Below are 20,787 nucleotides of genomic sequence, written 5' to 3'. Positions count from 1 at the left end.
ACCTCGCCGGCACCCACGAACGAAGGAGTTCGCACGCATGAAGAAGACAGCACTCATGGGCATGGCGATGGTCTCGCTGACCGCGATCGGTCTCAGCGGCTGCTCGTCGGCGTCCAACGACGACGGCGATCCCTCGGGTGAGATCACCGTGCTCACCAACCGCACCGACCTCGTCGACACGACCTTCGCCGACTACGCGAAGACGTTCGAGGACAAGTACCCGGGCACGAGCGTGACCTTCGAGGCGCTGACCGACTACGAGGGCGACGTCAAGATCCGCCTGAACTCGAAGGACTACGGCGACGCGCTGCTCATCCCCAGCTCGAACGTCACGAAGGACCAGTACGCGAGCTTCTTCGAGCCCCTCGGCACGGTCGACGAGATGAGCGAGAAGTACCGCTTCGTCGACGCGGGCGCCTACGACGGACAGGTCTACGGCATCTCGACCTTCGGCTCGGCCATGGGCATGGTCGTCAACAAGAAGGTCTGGGCCGACGCGGGCGTCACCGAGGCCCCGACCACGCAGGAGGAGTACCTCACCGACCTGCAGGCGATCCGCGACAAGACCGACGCCGACCCCTACTACACGAACTACGCCGACGGCTGGCCGCTGGCGACCATCGAGGGCAACCTCGGTGCCACCCAGGGCCCTGACGTCCGCATGGAGATGGCCGAGGACGACGCGCCCTGGACCGAGGGCACCGACCAGTACAAGATCGACGACCTGCTCTTCCAGACCGTCGAGGCCGGCCTCAGCGAAGCCGACCCGACCACGACCAACTGGGAGGAGTCCAAGAACCTCCTCGCTCAGGGCAAGATCGGCTCGATGGTCCTCGGCTCCTGGGCCGTCAGCCAGATGCAGGACGCCGCCGAGGCCGCTGGCGCCTCCCGCGACGACATCGGCTTCTGGCCGATGCCCTGGCAGGTGGACGGCCGGTTCACCTCGGTGACGGCCAGCGACAAGGTCCTCGGCGTCAGCAAGAACAGCGACAACAAGGCGACCGCGAAGGCCTGGGTCGAGTGGTTCACGAACGAGTCCGGCTACGCCGAGAGCCAGGGAGCCATCAGCCCCGTCATGAGCGACCCCGAGCCCGACACCCTCTCGGACTTCACTGCCCTCGACGTCCAGTACCTCGAGCTGGCCCCGGACCCTGTCGGCAAGGAGGCGCTGCTCACGGACATCGCCAACGAGGCGGAGATCGACATCTTCGGCAACGCCTACCGCCAGAAGTTGATCGACACCGCCCGTGGCGCCGCCGACGGCGACGAGGACTCGTTCTTCTCCGACCTCAACGACCGCTGGGCCGCAGCGCAGGAGAAGGTCTCCGAATGACCCAGCTCGCCTCGCCTCCCGAGGTCGCGGCGACCGTCACCGACGACGGCCGGCGCCGGGGCACCCGCCCCGGCGCCGGCCCGGCCGGGCGCGTGGGCCGTCGCGGCCTGCGCGTCACCCCGTGGCTCTTCCTCGTCGTGCCGCTGGCGTTCCTCATCGTCCTGACCTACGTGCCGGTCGCGAACCTGCTCTGGTACAGCGTCACCGACTGGGACGGCCTGTCGCCGGTCAAGGAGTTCGTCGGCCCCGAGAACTTCGTCGAGATCTTCACCCGGCCCGAGATCTTCCAGGTCTTCTTCGTCAGCCTCTTCTACCTGGCCGGCGCCATCGCCCAGCTCGTCCTGGCCCTGTACTTCGCGACCCTCCTCAGCTTCAAGACCCGCTTCTCGAACCTGTTCAAGGGCATCATCTTCTTCCCGTACCTCATCAACGGGGTCGCGATCGGCCTCGTCTTCCTCTACTTCTTCCGCCCCGGCGGCACCCTCGACGCCCTCGCCGCCCTCGTCGGCGTCGAGAACACCCCGCAGTGGCTCGGCGACCCCGGCGTCGTCAACACCTCGCTCGCCGCGACGAGCGTCTGGCGCTACATGGGCCTGAACTTCGTGCTCTTCCTGGGCGCGATCCAGTCGGTCCCGTCCGAGCAGTACGAGGCGGCCGACCTCGACGGCGCGACGTCGTGGCACAAGTTCCTCTACATCATCGTGCCCAGCATCCGGCGAATCCTCGGCCTGTCGTTCATCCTCGCGATCGCCGGTGCCCTCTCGGCGTTCGAGATGCCGTACATCATGACCGGAGGCGCCAACGGGTCGGAGACGTTCGTCATCCAGACCGTCGACACCGCGTTCCGCTTCTCCAAGGTGGGCCTCGCCTCCGCCATGGCCGTGGTCCTGCTCGTCATCGTGCTCGTCATCACGGCGGTGCAGCGGCTGCTGTTCCCCGACGAGAAGAAGGAGGACGCCTCGTGACCACCACCGCGTCGCTGAACCGTTCGCGCACGCTCGCCCGCACCGGGACGACCGTGAAGTACGTCAGCCTCGTGCTCGCGTGCCTCGCGGCCCTCGTCCCGCTCGTCACCATCGTCATGCTCGCGTTCAAGACGGACGAGGAGTACCGGACCACGACCCCGCTCACCCCGCCCGGCAACTGGCTCAACCTCGACAACTTCGTCACCGCCTTCACCCAGGGCGGCATGCTGACGGGCTTCGTCAACACGGGGATCATCCTCGTCGTGTCCGTCGTCGGGACCATCCTGATCGGCACGATGGCCGCCTACGCCATCGACCGGTTCCGCTTCCGCGGCCGGAAGCTCGTGCTCGGGGGGTTCCTGCTCGCGACCCTCGTGCCGTCGGTCACGACGCAGGTCGCGACCTTCCAGGTGATCAGCGCCCTCGACCTCTTCAACACCCGGGGCGCGGCGATCCTCCTCTTCATGGGGACCGACATCGTCGCGATCTACATCTTCCTGCAGTTCATGCAGTCGATCCCCGTCTCGCTCGACGAGGCCGCGATGCTCGACGGCGCGAGCCGCTTCACCGTCTACTGGCGGATCGTCCTGCCGCTGCTCAAGCCGGCGATCGCGACGGTGGTGATCATCAAGGGCATCGCGGTCTACAACGAGTTCTACATCCCGTTCCTCTACATGCCCTCGCAGGACCTCGGCGTCATCTCGACCTCGCTATTCCGCTTCATGGGCCCCTTCGGCGCGCAATGGGAGGTCATCGCGGCCGGGACGCTGCTCGTGATCGTCCCCACCCTCATCGCCTTCCTCTTCCTCCAGCGATACATCTACAACGGCCTCACGGCAGGAGCCACCAAGTGACCACCATCCTCCCCACCACCGCCACCGAGACCCGCCGCCCGCTGCACGACGGCTGGTCCGTCCGCTCGACCCGCGGTCCGGTGCCCGCCGAGATCGTCGCCGCGAGCGTCCCCGCGACGGTGCCCGGCCTCGTCCACACCGACCTCCTCGCCGCCGGCCTCATCCCCGACCCCTACCTCGATCGGAACGAGCAGAAGGTCACCTGGATCGGCGAGAGCGACTGGGAGTACCGCACCACGTTCGCGTGGAGCCCCGACGGCCACGACCGCCACGACCTCGTCTTCGAGGGCCTCGACACCGTCGCCACGGTCACCCTCAACGGCACCGAGCTGGCACGCACCGTCAACCAGCACCGCACCTACCGCCTCCCGGCCGACGGGGCGCTCGTCGACGGCGACAACGACCTCGTCGTCCACTTCGCCTCGCCCGTCGCCTACGCCGACCAGGCCAGCCTCGACATCGGCTACCGGCCGCACACCTACTTCCACCCCTTCAACGCCATCCGCAAGGCGGCCTGCAACTTCGGCTGGGACTGGGGCCTCGACGCCGCCTCCTCGGGCATCGTCAAGCCCGTCACCCTGCACTCCTGGTCGGGCGCCCGCGTCGAGAGCGTCCGCCCCGTCGTGACGACCGACGGAGGCGCGGGTCACGTCCGCGCCCACGTCACGCTCGAGAGGGCGGCCGGCTCCGACGCCGCGGTGATCGTCTCCGGCTCCGTGACGAGCCCAGACGGAGTCGAGGCAGCCACGGCCGGCGTCGACGTCGCCCCGGGGGCGACCGAGGCCGTCGTCGACCTCGACGTCGCCGACGTGGCACTCTGGTGGCCCCGCGGCCACGGCGACGCCGTCCTCTACGACCTCGCCGTCGACCTCGTCGTCGACGACCGGCCCGCCGCCGCCTGGTCGACTCGCATCGGCTTCCGCACGGTCGTCGTCGAGCTCGAGCCCGACTCCGAGGGCACCAGCTTCCGGGTCGTCGTCAACGGGCAGCCCGTCTGGACCAGGGGCGCGAACTGGATCCCCGACGACGCTTTCGTCACCCGCGTCACCCGCGACCGTGTCGCCGCCCGCCTCGACCAGGCCGAGTTCGCGAACATGAACCTGCTGCGCGTCTGGGGCGGCGGCTACTACGAGTCCGACGACTTCTACGAGCTGTGCGACGAACGCGGCATCATGACCTGGCAGGACTTCCTCTTCGCCTGCGCCTCTTACGCCGAGGAGGAACCGCTCCGCAGCGAGGTCGAGGCCGAGGTCCGCGACAACGTGACGCGCCTGATGTCCCACCCGAGCCTCGTGCTCTGGAACGGCAACAACGAGAACATCTGGGGCTTCGAGGAGTGGGGCTGGGAGAAGCGCCTCCAGGGTCGCACCTGGGGCCTCGGCTACTACCTCGACCTGCTGCCGCGCCTCGTCGCCGAGCTCGACCCCGAGCGGTCCTACACGCCGGGCAGCCCCTGGTCGGGCGACCCCGAACGCCCGGCGAACGAGATCGAGCACGGCTCGGTGCACCTCTGGGAGCTGTGGAACCGCGTCGACTACCCGCACTACCGCGACACCGTCCCCCGCTTCGTCGCCGAGTTCGGCTGGCAGGGCCCCGCGACATGGTCCACCATCCAGCAGTCGATCTCCGACTCGCCCCTGACGCCCGAGTCGCCCGGCATGATCTGGCACCAGAAGGCGACCGACGGCAACGACAAGCTGACCGACGGCCTCGTCGCGCACCTCCCGCTGCCCGACGACACCGAGGACTGGCACTGGGCCATGTCGCTGAACCAGGCGAACGCCGTCGCCTTCGCCATCGAGCACTGGCGGTCGTGGAGCCCCACCACCATGGGCTCCATCGTCTGGCAGCTGAACGACTGCTGGCCCGTCACCTCGTGGGCCGCCGTCGACGGCTACGGCCGCGCCAAGCCGCTGCTCTACGCCCTCAAGCACGTCTACGCCGACCGCCTCGTCACGATCCAGCCGCGCGGAGACGACCTCGTCGCCGCCGTCTCGAACGACTCGCCCGAGGCGTGGGAGGCGCAGGTCGCCCTCCAAAGGCTCTCGTACGAGGGCGAGGTGCTCGCCTCCGCGACGGTCGACCTGGTGCTCGACGCCCGCACCACCACCACGGTCGCGATCCCCGCCGAGATCACCGCCTTCGGCGACCCGGCCCGCGAGCTGATCGTCGCCACGGTCGGCGCCGAGCGAGGACTGTGGTTCCCGGTCGAACAGCGCGACTCGGCCCTGACCGCCGCCGAGCTGACGACGACCGTCACCGCGGTCGACGGCGGCTACGACGTCGTGGTGACCAGCGCCTCCTTGGCTCGCGACGTGACGCTGCTCGTCGACAAGGTCGACGTGCACGCCGTCGTCGACGACATGATGGTCACCCTGCTGCCCGGGGAGTCCGTGACGTTCCGCGTGACCACCGAGGCCGACCTCAGCCCCGACCAGCTGACCTCGGCGAGCGTGCTGCGCACGTCGAACCAGCTCGTCGTCGACTGGGCCTGACGATGTCGAGGCTCGCCCTGGCCGCCCTCCCGGCCGGCGGCGAGCTGCCGGGTGCCGGCATCGGGTCGGCCGGCCCCGTCGATCTCGTCGCGGGCACGGTGAGCCCGAAGAACCTGCCCGCCCTCGCCGGCTTCGATCTGCGCCGAGCCGCCGCTCCCTTGCTAGGAGCCGCCGCATTCGTCCACCGCCCCGACATGGTCGACCCGAACACGGTCGGCACACGGCGGCTGGTCGGCACCACCTGACACCGGGCGGCCCGACCGGGCGCCCTGATCACCGCACGGCCGAAGGAGCCTGAGCACCGATGACGACACCGACCGCTACCAACGACCACGACCACGACCACGACCATCTGTCCCGCACGACCCCGAGACCGGTACGGACGAGGTCGATCCGAGTGTGCGCCGTGGTCGCCACGGGCGTCCTGCTCGGCTCGCTCGCACCCCTGACACCACACCAGGCGGAGACCGCGTCCGCCGCGCCCCGCGCCGACTGGACGACCCAGAACACCGAGTTCGTCACCCGGGACGCGTCGCGCCTCCGACTCGGGGGCGAGACCTTCCGGGCCAGCGGGGCCAACATCTACTGGCTCGGCCTCGACGAGAACGTCGGAGGGGTCGACTACCCGACTTTCTTCCGGATCAAGGACACCCTCGACTCGGCCCACCGCGCCGGCATCACCGTCGTCCGCTCGCACATGGGCACCTCCACGGCACAGGACGACGCGAACACGCTGGCGCTGATGCCGAGCCTGGGCGAGTACGACGACGACGCCTTCGCCACGATCGACTTCGCCGTCGCGTACGCCGGATCGCTCGGCATCCGGCTGATCCTGCCGCTCACCGACGAGTGGGAGTACTACCACGGCGGCCACCGCGACTTCACGACGCCCCTGGGCCTCGAGTCCGCGGACTTCTACACCGACCCGAGGGCCATCGACGCCTACCAGGACTACGTCGACCACGTCGTCGGGCGCACCAACGCGCTGACCGGCGTCCCCTACGCCGAGGACCCGACCATCATGGCCTGGGAACTCGGCAACGAACTCGAGGGCATGACCCTCCCGTGGATCGACGAACAGGTCGCCCACATCAAGCGGCAGGCCCCGTCGCAGCTCGTCGCCGCCGGCCGACGGTTCGACATCGACCCCGACACCCTCGCGGCGACCGCGCTCGACATCGTCGACGTCCACTACTACCCGCCGACGGCCGCCCGCGTCTCAGCCGATGCCGCGACCGTCACCGCCGCCGGGAAGGTCTACATCGCCGGCGAGTACGCCTCGACGGCGGCGACGCCCACGCTGTTGAGCCCGCTCGCCCAGGACCAGGCCGTCTCCGGGATGTTCGCCTGGTCGCTGTTCGGTCACGACGACCGAGCCGGCCTCGTGCCCCACGACGACGGCTTCACCTTCCACCTGCCCGGAGGGACGCCGTCCGAAGAGTCCCGGGCCGAGGCGATCCGCCAGTACGCCCGCGACATCGGCGTCGTGTTGCCCGCACTGCCTCTCGAGGCTCCGCTCGTGACGAGCGTGCAGCGAGCCCAGGGCATCTCGACCATCACCTGGCGCGGGACGGCAGGCGCCACCGGCTACGTCGTCGAGCGACAGGTCGCCGACCAGCCGTGGACGACCGTCACCGAGGAGGCGCTGGGCGCGTCGGCCGGGACCGTCACCGACATCGAGTCCCCGGCCGGCGCCTCCTACCGGGTGCGGGCGCTCGACGGCACGGGGACGACCGGACCCGCGTCCGACGTCGTCCACCCGGACGGTGGCGACGTGCTCGTGGACCCCGTGCAGGACTGGCGCCTCTCGTCCGCACACGACGGCGTGACGGTCGCGGCCGACCCCGACGGAGGCTCCGTGATCGCGACGGACGGTGCATCCGGCACGGTGGCCTGGCAACGTGCCGGGCTCACCCGTGCCGAGTTCCAGGTCGACGAGCCGGCCGCCGCCCGCGTCGAGACCAGCGTGGACGGCAGTAGCTGGGTGCCCGCCGCCACGGTCGTCACCGACGATGGATCGGCCGTGGCCGACGGCCTCGTCGGCGACCACGTCCGCATCGTGCTGAGCGGGGACGCGCACCTCACGCGGGCCACCCTGCGGTCCGCGGCCGTCGACCCCACCACGGCGCCCGGGGCGTTCTCGCTCCAGGCGCCCCTCGACCAGACGACGGGCACCACCTCGACACCGGACTTCGCGTGGACGGCCGCGGCGGACGCCGCTTACTACCGCTTCGCGCTCACGGACCCCGAGGGCACGGTCGCGGCCTCGGCCGACGGTCTGACCGGCACGTCGTACCGGCCCGACGTCACGCTCGTGCCCGGCACGACCTACCGGTGGTCGGTCGAGGCCGTGAACGGTGTCGGCACCACGACGTCGGTGCCCACGACGGCGTCCTTCGCCACGCGGCCGCTCCCGACGGAGGCGCTCGTGGTGGAGGACTTCGAGGAGTACGCCGACGACGCCGCCGTCGCCAGCACCTACGTGCGCAACACGGGTGGGGGAGCCGTCACGCCGACCCTCGGCGAGAACCCGTCCACGGGCTCGCAGGCGGGGCAGTTCGCCTACGACCTCGCCGGCCCCGGCTACGCGGGCGTCGTCCGCACCCTCGCCGAGGCGCAGGACTGGTGGGGCTACACCGGCCTCTCGCTCTCGCTGCGTGCCCCGGCCGGAGTCGACGTCACCGTGCAGATCGTGGCCGGAGGGTCGTACTTCGAGACCACCCTCGCGGTCGAGGGGGAGGGCTGGCAGCAGATCGACGTGCCCTTCAGCGCGTTCGCGCCGCCCGCCTGGGCGGGCGACGCCGCCCTCGACCCGTCGAGCGTGACGCAGCTCGCCTTCTACCTCGGCGGCGACGGCGCAGGCGAGCTGCTCGTGGACGACGTCGTCACGACGGTCGACCCTGCCGCGGTCCTGCCTGTCGATCCGGGCGCGCCCGGAACGCCCGGCGGCGGTGACGGACCGGCCGCAGGTCCGGGGTCCGGTGCAGGAGGCGCGGTGCCCGTCAGCGGGACCGGCACCGTCCCGGCCTCTGCCACCACCGCCTCCACGGGTCTCGCCTTCACCGGCTCGGCCTCGACCACGGCGCTCGCCCTGGCCGCCCTGGCATCGGTTCTCGCCGGTGCCGTCGCACTCCGAGCCGCACGACGACGTCGGCTCGCATCGACGACCACCTCGGTGGTCGAGCGGGGAGAAGCATGACCACACGGTCGAAGCGCCCCTCAGTGGGCAGCGGGTTGTCGACCAGGCCGAGTCGGAGTGGAAGGACGGGGCGCCTGTAGGCCTGGAGCCCCTTGTCCTCGAGACTCGGCGGTCTGTCGCCTCCGCGTCTCGGACCACGGGTCGTCGTCGACGGATCTGCTGGGCGGCAGGTCGACGTCGTCAGGCCGTACCCGGCGCGCCATGAGCTCGCTCTTCCGGCGTGGTGCGACGGGGCGACGCGAGTGCCGCGATCGACAAGGCGACCCAGACGACGACCGAGAACGTCGCCATGCCGAGGGTCGACGGGTCTCCACCGAGGGAGACCGCCCAGTTCGTCAGGACGCTCGCCATCCAGGGAGCGACCGACAGGACGATCGTTCCCCCGAGGCGGTGGCCTGCCAGTCGAGCACCGACGGCAGCGGAGAGTGCGATGACGATCAGGATGCCGGTCACGCCCGGAGAGAGCAGTCCACCGGCCCACAGATACCGGTTGAAGAAGTCGTACCAGCTCGGGAGTCCCTCGGCCGACGGCACCGACACCCGGTCCACCCGGTGCATGACCAGCAGCGCCCCCGCGAGGGTGACGAACCAGGCCGCCGAGGCGGCGGCGGTCGTTCTGTTCCGGCGCTGCGTCCCTGCGGCGGCGATGATGCCGAGACCGGCGAGGAGAACGAACGTGACGCGATCGGGACTCGGGTGGACCACGACGTAGTCGGGCGAGCTGCCCGTCTGCGACGCAATCAGCACGACGGCGAGGAGCGACGCTCCCAGCGTGCTGACGCGGGCGGCCGTGCTCCGGTTCATCAGGACGAGGACGGCCGACGAGACCCAGAGTGCTGTCACGAGGACGCCGGCGCTGGCGAAGGGGCCGAAGGGGTCGAGCGAGGAGGCCTGTGCCCGCGGGTTCCATGGCATCCAGTCCTGCACGATGAAGTAGACCAGCGACCACGCGACGCCGGTGGCCAGGGCGAAGCTCGCGGCCTGCTCTCGTGCCTCGGCCGGGAAGACGGCGGTGACGCGGGCGGCGAGCCCGTTCGCGGCGAGGTCGAGCATCTCTGCCCGGCGAGGGCGCTCTCGCCCCTCCGCTTCGGCCACGTCGAGCAAAGTCCCCACGATGGCCTCCTCGTTCGATCGTCGCCAGCGTCCCGGGTACCACCGGAGGACGCGCCGGTAGCGTTCTTCCAAGTGACGGAGGTCCAAGCCGGCGTCGCTCATCAGGCGCTCCTCAGCTGGGCCTGGCCCGCGATCCCTCGTGGTCGCCATTCGGCGATGCGGGCTCGAGCCGCTGCGGCGTTCGCCTCCAGTCGAGTCGCGGCCGATCGAAGGGCCTCGATGCCTTCAGCGGTGACGTCGAAGTAGCGACGGTTCCTGCCGTCGACCACCTCGTCGCCCGCCACGGCGACCAGGCCCTGTTCCGCGAGCCGATCGAGAGCGGCGTAAAGGGTGCCGACCTTGAGTCGCACCCGGCCGCCGGAGAGCTCCGCGGCGTCGGCGATGAGTGCGTACCCGTGTTTGCGTCCGCCGGCGAGCGATGTGAGCACGAGCATGGTGGGCTCGCGCATCTCCGTCTGATTCATGCCGCCAGTATATTCAAGCAATCAGAACATGCAAGCGGGAATCGTCCTGGATGCCTAGCGTGGAGTCATGAACCCGAGGCCGCGCCTTGTGGCAGCCCTGGCCCTCCTCCTCGTGGCAGGAACGACGGGGTGCGCTTCCGGCGGGTCGCCGCCCGGGGACGGCCCCTGTGTGCCTCGCCTCGAAGTGAGCCCGGCGAAGGCCGCCCCTGGTGAGACCGTCACCATCTCCTCGGACGACTCGTGCGCGACAGCTCCGCCGTCCGGCGGGTGGAGGGTCGGGGCGGGACACGTCGGAGACGGCGACCCGATCGCGACCGTCAGCACGACGGAGACCTTCGACGGATACTTCCGTGCCACGCTGGCCTTGGCGGTCGACTTCCCGACCGGCGAGAGCTACGTGGCTGTCATCGACTGGGATGTCGGCGACTGCGACGACACCGCGAGCTGCGCCGGCCCGAGCGATACGTTCCAGGTCGCAGAGTAGCCCGGGAGGGCAGCCTCCCCAGGTGTCGGGTGGGGTGTGACCACGCCGGCGGCGCCTTAGCGACTGCCGGGGCTTATGTCCATACCTGGTGTGGATCGATCCGCGGGCGGACCCTAGAAGGGTCTCGAGGCGGGTTCAGGTCCTCGAGGCATGCGGTCCGCCCCATTCGGGTGTGGTGAGACCTGCCGGTGGCAGGGTCCTCTTCGGGTGAGGACCCTGCCGCCCCTCTGCGCCCGCAGGTCTACTCTCGGTGTCTGAGGAGAGCCGAGCGGTCGCGTCGTGGATGCGAGTCGGTCACGGGACGTGGCGACGCAGGCAGGCTGGCGCGGTGCGACGCGAGATTCGCACATCCACCCCGCGGCCCAGACCCTGCTGCCAGCACCGTTTCGACCCGATCCCGCACGGAGTGCTCCATGGGATACATCGTCTACGACGGCGACATCCTCGAATTCAAGGTCGAGGACCGCCTACTCGCACACCTCCAGATCGTCATCGTCAACAAGTTCCGACAGAACGAGTCCTTCATGTTCTCGTGGAAGGAACCCATCGAGACCGGCGACGGCCGGTCGACGGTCTGGCTCTCGCCGCACATCGGCCTGCGTTTCAAGTTCGCCGGCAGTCGCTCCGTCGAGATCAACCCGACCTGGCTCGCGGCACTGTACGCCAGTGCCGCCTCCGGCAGGGGGCTCTACCCCGAAGCCGAACCCGACCGTGACCCGACGACAGAGCTCCCCGGCACGAGTGGCGGACACGTCGACTGGGCCACCGACCGTCCGGAATCACCGACGAGCCGAGCAGCGAGACCTCCCGGCGCCGCCCAGCCCTGAGACGGCAGGTGTCGACGACGAAGAACTCGTCCACGGGCAGCATCGCCCGGCACGATCGAGGGGCCGATCAGGGGGCCGTCGTCACCGGTGTGACCCGGGGCGGCCGTGGCACAGCCACCCCGGCGGCGACCGAGGGTCAGCGGCGAGCGGTGCCGCGGCGGCCCGAGACGGTCACCCAGATCACCAGGACGACGATCGCGCCGATGATCGACCCGATGATGCCGGCGGGCTGGAAGAAGCCGTCCGTCGGGTCGTGCTGGAACAACAGGAAGCCGAGGAACCCGCCGACGAAGGAGCCGATGATGCCGAGCAGGATCGTCATGGCGATCGAGAGGCTCTGGCGGCCCGGGACGACCGCTCGCGCGATGAACCCTGCGATGAGGCCGACGACGAGCAAGCTGATGATGAGACCGATCATGGTGTTCTCCTTCCGGGAGAGGTGGGCGACGGGCACCGTCGGTGCCGCGGCGTCGCATGACTCAGCAGACGACCCCTGGAGGTGTGGCGGCACACCCCTCGGGGTGGGATGGTGTCGTCATGCCCCTCGCCCCACCCCGATCGATCACCGTCGCGCTCGTCGATGACTACGACGTCGTGCTCGCCGGTCTCGCCCACATGTTCGATCGGTACCGCGACCGCATCGTCGTCGCCGAGATCGACGCCACGACGGCGTTGTCCGATCGGGTCGACGTCGTCCTCTACGACTCCTTCGCCCAGCCCGAGTCCGATCACCACGAGCTCGCCGAACTCGTCGCCAACCCGGCGGCCGGCAAGGTGGTCGTCTACACCTGGAACTTCCACCCCGAGCTCGTCGAGTCGGCGCTCGCCCAGGGCGTGCACGGGTACCTGTCCAAGACCCTCGCGGCACGCGAGCTCGTCGAAGCGCTCGAGGCGGTCCATCGCGGAGAACAGGTCGTCAGCGAGGTGCGGGGGCGAACGCCGAGCGCGCCGGGACTCGACTGGCCGGGCCGCCGTGAGGGCATCACCGACCGGGAGTCGGAGATCCTGGCCCTCATCACCCAGGGCAAGAGCAACGCCGAGGTCGCGGCGCTGACCTACCTGAGCCCGAACACGGTCAAGTCGTACATCCGGTCGGTCTACCGGCGGATCGGCGCCACGAGCAGGACCCAGGCCGTGCTGTGGGGGGTCCAGAACGGCTTCCGCCCGGACCACCACCGGATCGACCACTGGCTCGGCGGCCCCTGAGGCGTGACCACCGCCTCCTACCGCTCGCTGCGGGTCGCGAGCACGGCCCGGGCGGCCATGCCGATGACGGCGCTGTACGTGGGGTAGGCGAAGCGCACGTCGGCCAGGGTGGCGACGTCGTAGTCCTTCTCCGAGATGCCCATGTGCTGTCTGCCCTTCGTGCGCTCTGTCGCTCGGGTGCACTCAACCAGGCGCACATGCACGGGGGCCCGGCCGCCGCCCGTGGCGACGAGACGTCCCGTGCCGTCGTCGGGGCCGTCCACGGGGGTCGGGGTCGCTTCGGGGCTCACCACGCCGGGCGCGAGTAGCGTCGCGGCCGTGAAGCCGAGCCCGTCCCGTGAACCCGCCCGCGCCTCCTCGGGGGTCCGCGTGCCCCTGGCCGCGAGGCTCGTCCTGCCCGGCGCGCTCGTCCCCGTCTTCTTGCGGGCGACGCACGCGAACCGCACCTTCGTCACCGCCGCGGGCGCCCAGCGGCGCATCCGACAGCGCGCGCTGCGACCCGCTCCGTTCGGCCCGCCGGCGACCCTGCGCGACGACGTCCGCGTCGACGTCGCGCAGCGCGGCGGCTGGCCGGTCTACTCGATCACCCGGCGTGACGGCGCCTCGCACGGCACCGTCGTCTCCGCGCACGGCGGTGGCTGGGTGGGCGAGATCGTCTCGCAGCACTGGCATCTCGCCGCGCAGCTCGCCGCCGAGGTGGGCGCGACCGTCGTCCTGCCGATCTACCCGCTGGTACCCTTCGGCACCGCCGAGGAGGCGCGGGTCGGCATCGTCGACCTGGTCGCCTCGGCCGACGGCCCCGTCGCCCTGGCCGGGGACTCGGCCGGCGGTCAGATCGTGCTCTCGGCGGCCCTGTCGCTGCGCGACGCGGGTGTCGTCCTGGCGAACACGGTGCTGATCGCCCCGGCGCTCGACCTCACCTGGAGCAACCCGCGCATCCCCGAGGTGCAACCCAGCGACCCGTGGCTCGGGACGCCAGGCGGTCGCGTGCTCGCCGAGCACTGGCGTGGCTCGCTCGACCTCCGGCACCCCACGGTCAGCCCGCTCTTCGGTGACCTGACGGGGCTGGGAGCGGTGACGGTGTTCACGGGCACGCGGGACGTCCTCAACCCCGACGCGCACCTCCTGCGCGAGAAGGCAGCCCGGGCCGGCGTCGTCCTCGAGTGGCACGAGGGCCAGGGCGACGTGCACGCGTACCCGCTGCTGCCGACGCGCTCGGGCCGGGAGGCGCGGGCCGCGATCGTGCGGACCCTCCGGCGGTCGTTCGGTCGCTGAGGCGGGGAGGCCGCCGAACGGGAAGACGGGGCTCGCCCTCGTCGTTGTCTCCGGCACGCAACCGAAAGGAACACCATGTCCACGATCGTCACCGCCGCCTCCGGTCAGCTCGGCCACCTCGTCGTCGAGGCCCTGCTCGCCCGAGGAGCCGCCCCCGAGAGCGTCGTCGCCACGTCGCGCGACGTGGCGAAGCTGACCGACCTCGACGAGCGCGGCGTGCGCACGGCCGAGCTCGACTACACGCGGCCCGACACCGCCGCGGCCGTCATCGGTGCCGGAGACGTGGTGGTGCTCATCTCGAGCGACGCCGTGGGGCAGCGCGTGGCGCAGCACGCCGCCGTCGTCGACGCCGCGAAGGCCGCCGGGGCCGCCCGCGTCGTCTACACCAGCGCCCCGAAGGCCACGACCTCGGCCCTCGTGCTTGCGCCCGAGCACAAGGCGACCGAAGAGCACCTGGCCGCGTCGGGCGTGCCCGCGACCGTCCTGCGCAACGGCTGGTACACCGAGAACTACGCCGGAGAGGTCGCCACGGCTCGCGAGTCGGGCGTCGTCTCCGCGAGCGTGGGCGACGGTCGCGTCGCGAGCGCTAGCCGGCGCGACTACGCCGAGGCCGCGGCGGTGGCCGCCCTCGACGACTCGACCGCGGGACGGACCTTCGAGCTGTCGGGCGACCACGCCTGGAACTGGGACGAGCTGGCCGGGGCCGTCGCGGGCATCACCGGCACGCCCGTCCGCTACGAGTCGCTCACGCCCGACCAGCACGCCGAGCGCCTGCGCGGCGCCGGCCTCGACGAGGGCACGGTCGGCTTCGTCGTCGCCCTCGACGGCAACATCCGCGACGGACTCCTCGCCGAGACGAGCGGTGAGCTCCGGGCGCTGATCGGCCGGCCGACCACGCCGCTGGCCGAGGGCCTCGCGGCGGCGTCCGCCTAGTCGCCCACGACGCGGGGACGGCGAGGAGGCGCGGCGCGGGGGCCCACGGGTCCGCGCCTCCTCGGCGGGGTCGTCGCGGTCCCGGTGTCTAGGCTCGGGTCATGGCCACACTCCTCCTCGTCCGGCACGGACGCACCACCGCCAACGCGAGCGGCGTGCTCGCCGGACGGACGGCCGGCGTCCGGCTCGACGACGTCGGTCGCGAGCAGGCCCGGCGCACGGCCGAGCGCCTCGCCGTCGTGCCGCTCGTCGGCGTCGTGTCGAGCCCGCTCGAACGGTGCCGCCAGACGGCGCGGGCGATCCTCGACCGCCAGACGGGCGCGCCGGCGACGCCGATCGACCGTGGCATCACCGAATGCGACTACGGCGACTGGCAGGGTCGACCGCTCAAGGAACTCTCGGGGGAACCCCTCTGGTCGGTCGTGCAGAACCAGCCCTCGGCCGCGGTCTTCCCCGGCGGCGAGTCGCTGCAGACCATGCAGTCGAGAGCGGTCGCCGCGGTCCGTCGACACGACGCGGCGTTCGAGGCCGAGCACGGCCCGGGCGCCGTCTGGGTCGCCGTCAGCCACGGCGACCTCATCAAGTCGATCCTGGCGGACGCCTACGGCATGCACCTCGACCTCTTCCAGCGCATCACCGTCGGGCCCGCCTCGGTGTCGATCGTGCGCTACGGACCGAACCGACCCGACGTCGTCGCGACGAACACCGACTCGGGTGACCTCTCGTGGCTGCGGCAGGCCGCTCCGGCAGCCGACGCGGCCGTCGGGGGAGGCGCGGGTCCGACCGGTGCCGACGGTGACGCCCGGCAGTCTGTCGCGACCTGAGCGCCCGCGTCTGGCCGCTCGTAGACTCGACGCATGCCCTCCATCGTCCATGCCTTCGACTGGCCGGATCGCGTCGTCGTCGGCACCGTCGGCCGCCCCGGCGCCCGCGCGTTCTACCTCCAGGCCCGTGACGGGGCCCGCGTCACCAGCGTCGGTCTCGAGAAGATGCAGTCGGCCGCCCTCGCCGAGAAGATCGACGAGATCCTCGACCGGGTGATGGCCGCCGACGGCAACCCGGTCAGCGTGCCGACCGGCATCCCCGTCGAGCTCGTCGACAACGAGCCCCTCGACCAACCCGTCGAGCCCGAGTTCCGAGCCGGAGCGCTCAGCCTCGGGTGGGATCCTTCGACCGCCCAGGTCGTGATCGAGGCGTTCCCGCTGATCGAGGTCGACGACGACGCCGAGGTCGACGGTGCCGAGCTCGAGCCCGACGAGGTCCTCGTCGTCCGTATCCCCGTCGGCACGGCGCGGGCCTTCGCGGCACGTACCCTCGAGATCGTCGGCGCCGGTCGGCCGCTCTGCCCCTTCTGCGGGCAGCCGATCGACCCAGAGGGTCACGTCTGCGTCCTCTCCGGCGATCTCTGATGTCCTCGGCGCCGGCTGATGACGCGCCGGCCGACGTGCCCGGGTCCGTCCCCGTTCCGCGGGACGACGTCGAACTCGAGCTCACGGGCCGCATCCGGACGGCGTCGAACGCGTCCTTCCTGGCCCGCCTCGGCGACCTGTCGGTCATCTACAAGCCCGTCGCCGGCGAGCGCCCGCTCTGGGACTTCCCCGACGGACGGCTCGCCGACCGTGAGGTGGCTGCCTACCTCGTCTCGGAAGTCCTGGGCTGGGACGTCGTCCCGCGCACCTGGCTGCGGGACGGCCCCCTGGGTGAGGGGATGGTCCAACTCTGGCAGGACGTCGACCCCGAGCTGGACGCGGTCGACCTCGTCCCCGTCGACGAACTTCCCGACGACGGGTGGCGTCTCGTCCTCGAGGGGGACGGCGACGACGGGCCCGTGGCCTTGATCCACGAGGACACCGAGGCCCTCCGACGCATGGCCGTCTTCGACGTCGTGGTCAACAACGCCGACCGCAAGGGCGCCCATGTGCTGGCGCTGCCCGACGGGCGACGGCATGGCGTCGACCATGGACTCACCTTCCACGCCGAGCACAAGCTGCGCACGGTGCTCTGGGGCTGGATCGGCGAAGAGTTGACCGCGGACGAGGTCGGCGGGATCGGTCGCGTACGGTCCGCGCTCTCGGGTCCGTTGGGCTCCGCGCTGGCCCCACTCCTCACACCCGACGAGCTCGAGGCGTTGGACGCCCGCTGCGCCGGCCTGCTCGCCTCGCCCGTCTTCCCCGAGCCGCGAGGGCCTATGCCGGCGGTTCCGTGGCCCGTGTTCTGACGTACGACCCGACCACCGCCGCACCGAGTTCGTCCAGGTCGGGAGCGACGACGGAACCGTCGACGCGTCGCGCCATGCCGTCGACGAACCGTGCCAGACCGGGGTCGTCGCCGAGTCGGAAGAACGTCGTGTGCGCGCCGAGGCGGCGGGCGACGTCGAGCTGCTCCACCGCCCGCAGGATCGTCACGGGGTGCGGCGGGTAGTCGAAGAAGACCTCGCCGCCGGGCTCGAGATGCGAGGTCGGCTCGCCGTCCGTGACGATCAGCAGGACGGGCTGCGCGGTCGGGTGCTTGCGGAAGTGCCGGTTCGCCAGCAGCAGAGCGTGGTGCAGGTTCGTGCCCTTGTCCCATTTCGCGTCCAGGGCGACGAGCTGCTCGATCGGCATGACCTCGGCGTGGCGACCGAAGCCGATGAGCTGCAGGTCGTCGCCTCGGAAGCGCGACGTGATCAGGGTGTGCAGGGCGAGGGCCGTGCGCTTCATCGGAACCCAGCGGTCCTCCATCGCCATCGAGAACGACGTGTCGACGAGCAGGGCGACGCAGGCCTGCGTCCGGGTGTCGGTCTCGTGCACCTCGACGTCGCCGATCTCGATGCGCACCCCGGCGTCCGTCCGGGCCCCCTCGGCCGCGGTCCGGGTGACGGCGTTGGTGATCGTCCGCGTCACGTCCCACGGCTCGGTGTCGCCGAACGCCCACTCACGACTCGCGCCGGAGCGGTCGCCGAGCGCTCCCGCGGAGCGCAGCTCGCGCCTCCCGGCTCGTCCGGACAGCTTGGTGGCGACGTCGCGCAGGAGGTCCTTGCCGAGCTGACGCATGGCCCGCGGTGTGAGCGCAAGCGTGCCGTCGGCCCGACGTCGGAGGGCTCCCGAGTCGCGCAGCGCCTTCTCGAGTCGTCGCAGCGCGGCGACGTCGACGGCGGCCTGCTCGCCCAACTGGCGCCTGAGGGCGTCGACGTCGACGTCGTCGAGCGTCGACCCGCGGGACTGCTGGGCCAGTTGTTCGGCGAGGGCGTCGAGGTCGGCGAGGTCCTGGAAGACCCCGGTACCGTCACCGAGCCCGAGGCCCTGCTCACCGTCCATGCCCTCGGAGCCGCCCCAGTCCTGCCCCGGTCGCAACGAGCGCAGGGTGCCGTCGAGTTGTTCGAGCGACTGCATCAGGTCGGGGGAGCCGAAGGCCTGCTGGGCCAACGCATCGAGTTCGGTTCGTTGCTCGGCCGACATCGAGTTGCGGAGGCGCTGGGCGGCTGCGGCGCGGGCGGCCAGGGCGTCGATCAGCTCGTCGACGTCGCCCGGTCGCTCGGGGAACGACGACCCGTGCTTCGCCATGAAGTCGTCGAACTGCTCGGGGGTGTCGTCGCCGCGGGCGTGGGCGTCGAGCAGGTCGTTCAGGTCGCGCAGCATCTCGGCGACGGCCTCGCGGTCGGCGTCGGTCGCGTTCTCGAGGGCGCCCTTCATGCCGGCGAAGCGTTGGTCGAGCATCTCGCGACCGAGGAGGTCCTTGATCTGCTCGTAGGCCTGTCGGGCCTCGCCGCTCTGCCACCGGTAGCTAGACAGCTCGGCGACGGCACCGGCCGGGGACGACGGGAGGCTGTCGAGCTGCAGCTGGGCCAGGGCGCGATCGCCGTCGTCGAGGTCGACGTCGCGGGCGAGCTGTGCCCGTTCGGAGCGGAGCGCTCGGTCCAGCAGCTCGCGGACCTCCTGCAGCGTGCCGTCGAGGTGGTGGTCGCGGGTCAGGGCCCTGCGGCGTTCGGCGACCTGACGCGCGAGGTCGTCGAGACCGATCTGGTCCCTCCCCCCGCGGCGCAGGAACTCCCGGAGTGCGGCCTCGGCGCTCGTGCCCGCCATGACGTCGCGACCGACGGCGTCGAGCGCCTCGGAGAGGTCGGCAGGAGGCGCGAGGGGGTCGGGGCCGTCGGCGTACCTCTGGTAGCGCGCGGCCCGGTGCAACCGTCGGTTCGCCCTAGCCACGTCGCACCTCAGAACCCGTAGGCCGCTTCACCGTCGCCGCTCTCCTTGCTCACGCGTCGGGACAAGAAAAGACCTTCGAGGGCCAACTCGATCGCCCCGGCACGCCCGCCGTCCGACGTGGCACCGAGTCGCTCGGCCACCCGGTCGTAGAGGTCGTCCTCACCGAGCGAGGGCAGACCGGCCAGGAAGTCCCGGGCGGTCACCTGCTCACCGGTGGTCACCATGACGCCCGACTCGAGCGCGTCGACGAGCGCGTCGAAGTCCACCCCCCGGAAGTGAGCCCGGACGGTCTCGGCGGTGGCCGTCCTCAGCAGGTGTTCGAGGACCTCCTCGGCCCGGTCCTCCTCGCCGGACTCGAACTCGATCTTGCCGCCGAGCACGTCGACGGCCGTCTCGAGGTCGATCGGACGTGCGACGGCTTCGTTCTCGCCCTGGCGGGTGGCGCGGTGCAGGGCGGCCGCCGCGATCGTCTCGGCCCCGGCGATCGCGAACCGGGCGCTGACGCCACTGCGCTGGTCGACCGAGGGCGATTCGCGCAGGGCACGCGTGAAGCGGGCCAGGATCTCGACGAGGTGGTCCGGCACCTCGGCCACGAGGTCGGCTTCCTGCCGGACGACGGCGATCTCGTCGGCCAGCTCGGTCGGGTAGTGCGTCCGGATCTCGGCACCGAAGCGGTCTTTCAGGGGGGTGATGATCCGCCCGCGGTTCGTGTAATCCTCGGGGTTGGCGCTGGCGACGACGAGCACGTCCAACGGCAGTCGGAGGACGTATCCGCGGATCTGGATGTCGCGCTCCTCCATCACGTTCAGCATCGCGACCTGGATGCGTTCGGCGAGGTCTGGCAGTTCGTTGACGGCCACGATGCCGCGGTGGCCCCGGGGGATCAGCCCGAAGTGGATCGTCTCGGGGTCGCCCAGGCTCCGGCCCTCGGCCACGCGCATCGGGTCGACGTCGCCGATCAGGTCGGCGACGCTCGTGTCGGGCGTCGCGAGCTTCTCGACGTAGCGCTCGTCGCGGCCGCGCCAGGTGACGGGCAGCTCGTCGCCGAGCTCGGCCGCACGTCGACGGCTCTCGCTCGTGATGGGTTCGAACGGGTGCTCGCCGAGTTCGGATCCCTCGATGACGGGGGACCACTCGTCGAGGAGCCCGGCGAGGGTCCGGAGCAGGCGGGTCTTGCCCTGGCCGCGTTCACCGAGCAGGACGATGTCGTGACCGGCGATCAGCGCCCGTTCGAGTTGGGGGATGACGGTCGACTCGAAGCCGTGGAGTCCCGGCCACGGGTCTCGGCCCTCGCGGAGGGCGTCCAGCAGGTTGTCACGGATCTCGGTGCGGAGGGGCTTGGGGACGTGGCCCGAGCGCCTGAGGTCGCCGACGGTTCTCGCGGAGGGAGGCATCACCCCGGTGACGCTACGCTCCCGATCCGGACCTGGCGAGGGGCGCCTCCTGCGAGCTTGC

20 protein-coding genes are annotated in these 20,787 nt (G+C 71.1%); 14 read left to right on the top strand and 6 right to left on the bottom strand.

Features of this window, described 5'->3' with window-relative positions:
* The first annotated feature begins 37 nt into the window (after positions 1-37).
* The 6 genes from EDF50_RS02900 to EDF50_RS02875 are packed head-to-tail and all read left to right on the top strand — an operon-like array spanning position 38 to position 8,846.
* The gene (locus EDF50_RS02900) at positions 38-1,333 is read left to right on the top strand and encodes an ABC transporter substrate-binding protein (RefSeq protein WP_123517958.1); all 1,296 of its coding nucleotides are present in this window, start codon (positions 38-40) and stop codon (positions 1,331-1,333) included.
* Complete coding sequence (locus tag EDF50_RS02895) at positions 1,330-2,298, top strand: carbohydrate ABC transporter permease (RefSeq protein ID WP_123517957.1); 969 nt, start codon at positions 1,330-1,332, stop codon at positions 2,296-2,298. The genes EDF50_RS02900 and EDF50_RS02895 overlap by 4 nt, the downstream gene beginning before the upstream one ends.
* The gene (locus tag EDF50_RS02890; RefSeq protein ID WP_233570277.1) at positions 2,295-3,152 is read left to right on the top strand and encodes a carbohydrate ABC transporter permease; all 858 of its coding nucleotides are present in this window, start codon (positions 2,295-2,297) and stop codon (positions 3,150-3,152) included. Before EDF50_RS02895 ends, EDF50_RS02890 begins: the two co-directional genes overlap by 4 nt.
* The gene (locus EDF50_RS02885) at positions 3,149-5,647 is read left to right on the top strand and encodes a glycoside hydrolase family 2 protein (protein WP_233570276.1); all 2,499 of its coding nucleotides are present in this window, start codon (positions 3,149-3,151) and stop codon (positions 5,645-5,647) included. The genes EDF50_RS02890 and EDF50_RS02885 overlap by 4 nt, the downstream gene beginning before the upstream one ends.
* Before the next feature lie 2 nt (positions 5,648-5,649).
* Positions 5,650-5,892: a hypothetical protein gene (locus tag EDF50_RS02880; RefSeq protein ID WP_123517955.1), complete on the top strand. Its 243-nt coding sequence runs from the start codon at positions 5,650-5,652 to the stop codon at positions 5,890-5,892.
* Positions 5,893-5,951: 59 nt separating this feature from the next.
* The gene (locus tag EDF50_RS02875) at positions 5,952-8,846 is read left to right on the top strand and encodes a carbohydrate binding domain-containing protein (RefSeq protein ID WP_123517953.1); all 2,895 of its coding nucleotides are present in this window, start codon (positions 5,952-5,954) and stop codon (positions 8,844-8,846) included.
* A gap of 180 nt (positions 8,847-9,026) precedes the next feature.
* Here EDF50_RS02875 and EDF50_RS02870 read toward each other — a convergent pair whose 3' ends face one another.
* Positions 9,027-10,061, bottom strand: a complete 1,035-nt coding sequence (locus EDF50_RS02870; RefSeq protein WP_123517952.1) for a hypothetical protein — start codon at positions 10,059-10,061, stop codon at positions 9,027-9,029.
* Entirely contained in the window at positions 10,061-10,423 is a 363-nt protein-coding gene (locus tag EDF50_RS02865) for a PadR family transcriptional regulator (RefSeq protein ID WP_123517950.1), read from the bottom strand. Before EDF50_RS02865 ends, EDF50_RS02870 begins: the two co-directional genes overlap by 1 nt.
* Before the next feature lie 184 nt (positions 10,424-10,607).
* Here EDF50_RS02865 and EDF50_RS02860 point away from each other — a divergent pair, with 184 nt between their 5' ends.
* Both EDF50_RS02860 and EDF50_RS02855 read left to right on the top strand, forming a co-directional pair.
* Positions 10,608-10,907, top strand: a complete 300-nt coding sequence (locus EDF50_RS02860; RefSeq protein WP_123517948.1) for a hypothetical protein — start codon at positions 10,608-10,610, stop codon at positions 10,905-10,907.
* A gap of 413 nt (positions 10,908-11,320) precedes the next feature.
* A complete protein-coding gene (locus EDF50_RS02855; RefSeq protein WP_199738550.1) occupies positions 11,321-11,734 on the top strand; it encodes an ATP-dependent DNA ligase in 414 nt (137 codons plus the stop codon).
* Positions 11,735-11,870: 136 nt separating this feature from the next.
* On the opposite strand, the gene EDF50_RS02850 is transcribed toward EDF50_RS02855, so the two are convergent.
* Positions 11,871-12,152, bottom strand: a complete 282-nt coding sequence (locus EDF50_RS02850) for a GlsB/YeaQ/YmgE family stress response membrane protein (protein ID WP_123518413.1) — start codon at positions 12,150-12,152, stop codon at positions 11,871-11,873.
* 119 nt (positions 12,153-12,271) lie between these two features.
* Here EDF50_RS02850 and EDF50_RS02845 point away from each other — a divergent pair, with 119 nt between their 5' ends.
* A complete protein-coding gene (locus EDF50_RS02845) occupies positions 12,272-12,940 on the top strand; it encodes a response regulator transcription factor (RefSeq protein ID WP_123518412.1) in 669 nt (222 codons plus the stop codon).
* Between the two features lie 17 nt (positions 12,941-12,957).
* Here the strand turns inward: EDF50_RS02845 and EDF50_RS17015 are convergent, their stop codons facing one another.
* Entirely contained in the window at positions 12,958-13,083 is a 126-nt protein-coding gene (locus EDF50_RS17015; protein ID WP_255410026.1) for a hypothetical protein, read from the bottom strand.
* A gap of 175 nt (positions 13,084-13,258) precedes the next feature.
* On the opposite strand from EDF50_RS17015, the gene EDF50_RS02840 reads away from it, so the two are divergent.
* The 5 genes from EDF50_RS02840 to EDF50_RS02820 all read left to right on the top strand — a co-directional run bounded on the left by EDF50_RS02840 (position 13,259) and on the right by EDF50_RS02820 (position 17,366).
* Positions 13,259-14,215: an alpha/beta hydrolase fold domain-containing protein gene (locus EDF50_RS02840; RefSeq protein ID WP_233570275.1), complete on the top strand. Its 957-nt coding sequence runs from the start codon at positions 13,259-13,261 to the stop codon at positions 14,213-14,215.
* Between the two features lie 75 nt (positions 14,216-14,290).
* Entirely contained in the window at positions 14,291-15,148 is an 858-nt protein-coding gene (locus EDF50_RS02835; protein ID WP_123517944.1) for an NAD(P)H-binding protein, read from the top strand.
* Between the two features lie 101 nt (positions 15,149-15,249).
* Positions 15,250-15,972, top strand: a complete 723-nt coding sequence (locus tag EDF50_RS02830) for a histidine phosphatase family protein (RefSeq protein ID WP_123517943.1) — start codon at positions 15,250-15,252, stop codon at positions 15,970-15,972.
* Between the two features lie 33 nt (positions 15,973-16,005).
* Positions 16,006-16,557 (top strand): DUF3090 domain-containing protein, encoded by a 552-nt coding sequence (locus EDF50_RS02825; protein ID WP_123517941.1) that lies wholly within the window; start codon positions 16,006-16,008, stop codon positions 16,555-16,557.
* Positions 16,557-17,366, top strand: a complete 810-nt coding sequence (locus tag EDF50_RS02820; RefSeq protein ID WP_123517939.1) for an SCO1664 family protein — start codon at positions 16,557-16,559, stop codon at positions 17,364-17,366. The genes EDF50_RS02825 and EDF50_RS02820 overlap by 1 nt, the downstream gene beginning before the upstream one ends.
* Here the strand turns inward: EDF50_RS02820 and EDF50_RS02815 are convergent.
* Together EDF50_RS02815 and EDF50_RS02810 are read right to left on the bottom strand one after the other, a co-directional pair.
* Positions 17,335-19,332 carry a VWA domain-containing protein gene (locus EDF50_RS02815; protein WP_123517937.1) on the bottom strand — a complete coding sequence of 666 codons (1,998 nt, stop codon included), beginning with the start codon at positions 19,330-19,332 and terminating at the stop codon, positions 17,335-17,337. The genes EDF50_RS02820 and EDF50_RS02815 overlap by 32 nt on opposite strands.
* An 8-nt stretch (positions 19,333-19,340) precedes the next feature.
* Entirely contained in the window at positions 19,341-20,726 is a 1,386-nt protein-coding gene (locus tag EDF50_RS02810) for a magnesium chelatase (protein ID WP_123517935.1), read from the bottom strand.
* Positions 20,727-20,787 lie beyond the last annotated feature (61 nt).

It is taken from the genome of Frigoribacterium sp. PhB24 (assembly GCF_003755185.1).
Taxonomy (GTDB): Bacteria; Actinomycetota; Actinomycetes; order Actinomycetales; family Microbacteriaceae; genus Frigoribacterium.
Note: the sequence above shows the minus strand (reverse complement) of the source record. Positions and strands in the feature narration are given on the sequence as shown.

Coding starts and splice junctions, on each gene's coding strand:
- EDF50_RS02900 (WP_123517958.1), top strand. CDS start 38: ATGAAGAAGACAGCACTCATGGGCATGGCGATGGTCTCGCTGACCGCG.
- EDF50_RS02895 (WP_123517957.1), top strand. CDS start 1,330: ATGACCCAGCTCGCCTCGCCTCCCGAGGTCGCGGCGACCGTCACCGAC.
- EDF50_RS02880 (WP_123517955.1), top strand. CDS start 5,650: ATGTCGAGGCTCGCCCTGGCCGCCCTCCCGGCCGGCGGCGAGCTGCCG.
- EDF50_RS02875 (WP_123517953.1), top strand. CDS start 5,952: ATGACGACACCGACCGCTACCAACGACCACGACCACGACCACGACCAT.
- EDF50_RS02870 (WP_123517952.1), bottom strand. CDS start 10,061: ATGAGCGACGCCGGCTTGGACCTCCGTCACTTGGAAGAACGCTACCGG.
- EDF50_RS02865 (WP_123517950.1), bottom strand. CDS start 10,423: ATGAATCAGACGGAGATGCGCGAGCCCACCATGCTCGTGCTCACATCG.
- EDF50_RS02855 (WP_199738550.1), top strand. CDS start 11,321: ATGGGATACATCGTCTACGACGGCGACATCCTCGAATTCAAGGTCGAG.
- EDF50_RS02850 (WP_123518413.1), bottom strand. CDS start 12,152: ATGATCGGTCTCATCATCAGCTTGCTCGTCGTCGGCCTCATCGCAGGG.
- EDF50_RS02845 (WP_123518412.1), top strand. CDS start 12,272: ATGCCCCTCGCCCCACCCCGATCGATCACCGTCGCGCTCGTCGATGAC.
- EDF50_RS17015 (WP_255410026.1), bottom strand. CDS start 13,083: ATGGGCATCTCGGAGAAGGACTACGACGTCGCCACCCTGGCCGACGTG.
- EDF50_RS02835 (WP_123517944.1), top strand. CDS start 14,291: ATGTCCACGATCGTCACCGCCGCCTCCGGTCAGCTCGGCCACCTCGTC.
- EDF50_RS02830 (WP_123517943.1), top strand. CDS start 15,250: ATGGCCACACTCCTCCTCGTCCGGCACGGACGCACCACCGCCAACGCG.
- EDF50_RS02825 (WP_123517941.1), top strand. CDS start 16,006: ATGCCCTCCATCGTCCATGCCTTCGACTGGCCGGATCGCGTCGTCGTC.
- EDF50_RS02820 (WP_123517939.1), top strand. CDS start 16,557: ATGTCCTCGGCGCCGGCTGATGACGCGCCGGCCGACGTGCCCGGGTCC.
- EDF50_RS02810 (WP_123517935.1), bottom strand. CDS start 20,726: ATGCCTCCCTCCGCGAGAACCGTCGGCGACCTCAGGCGCTCGGGCCAC.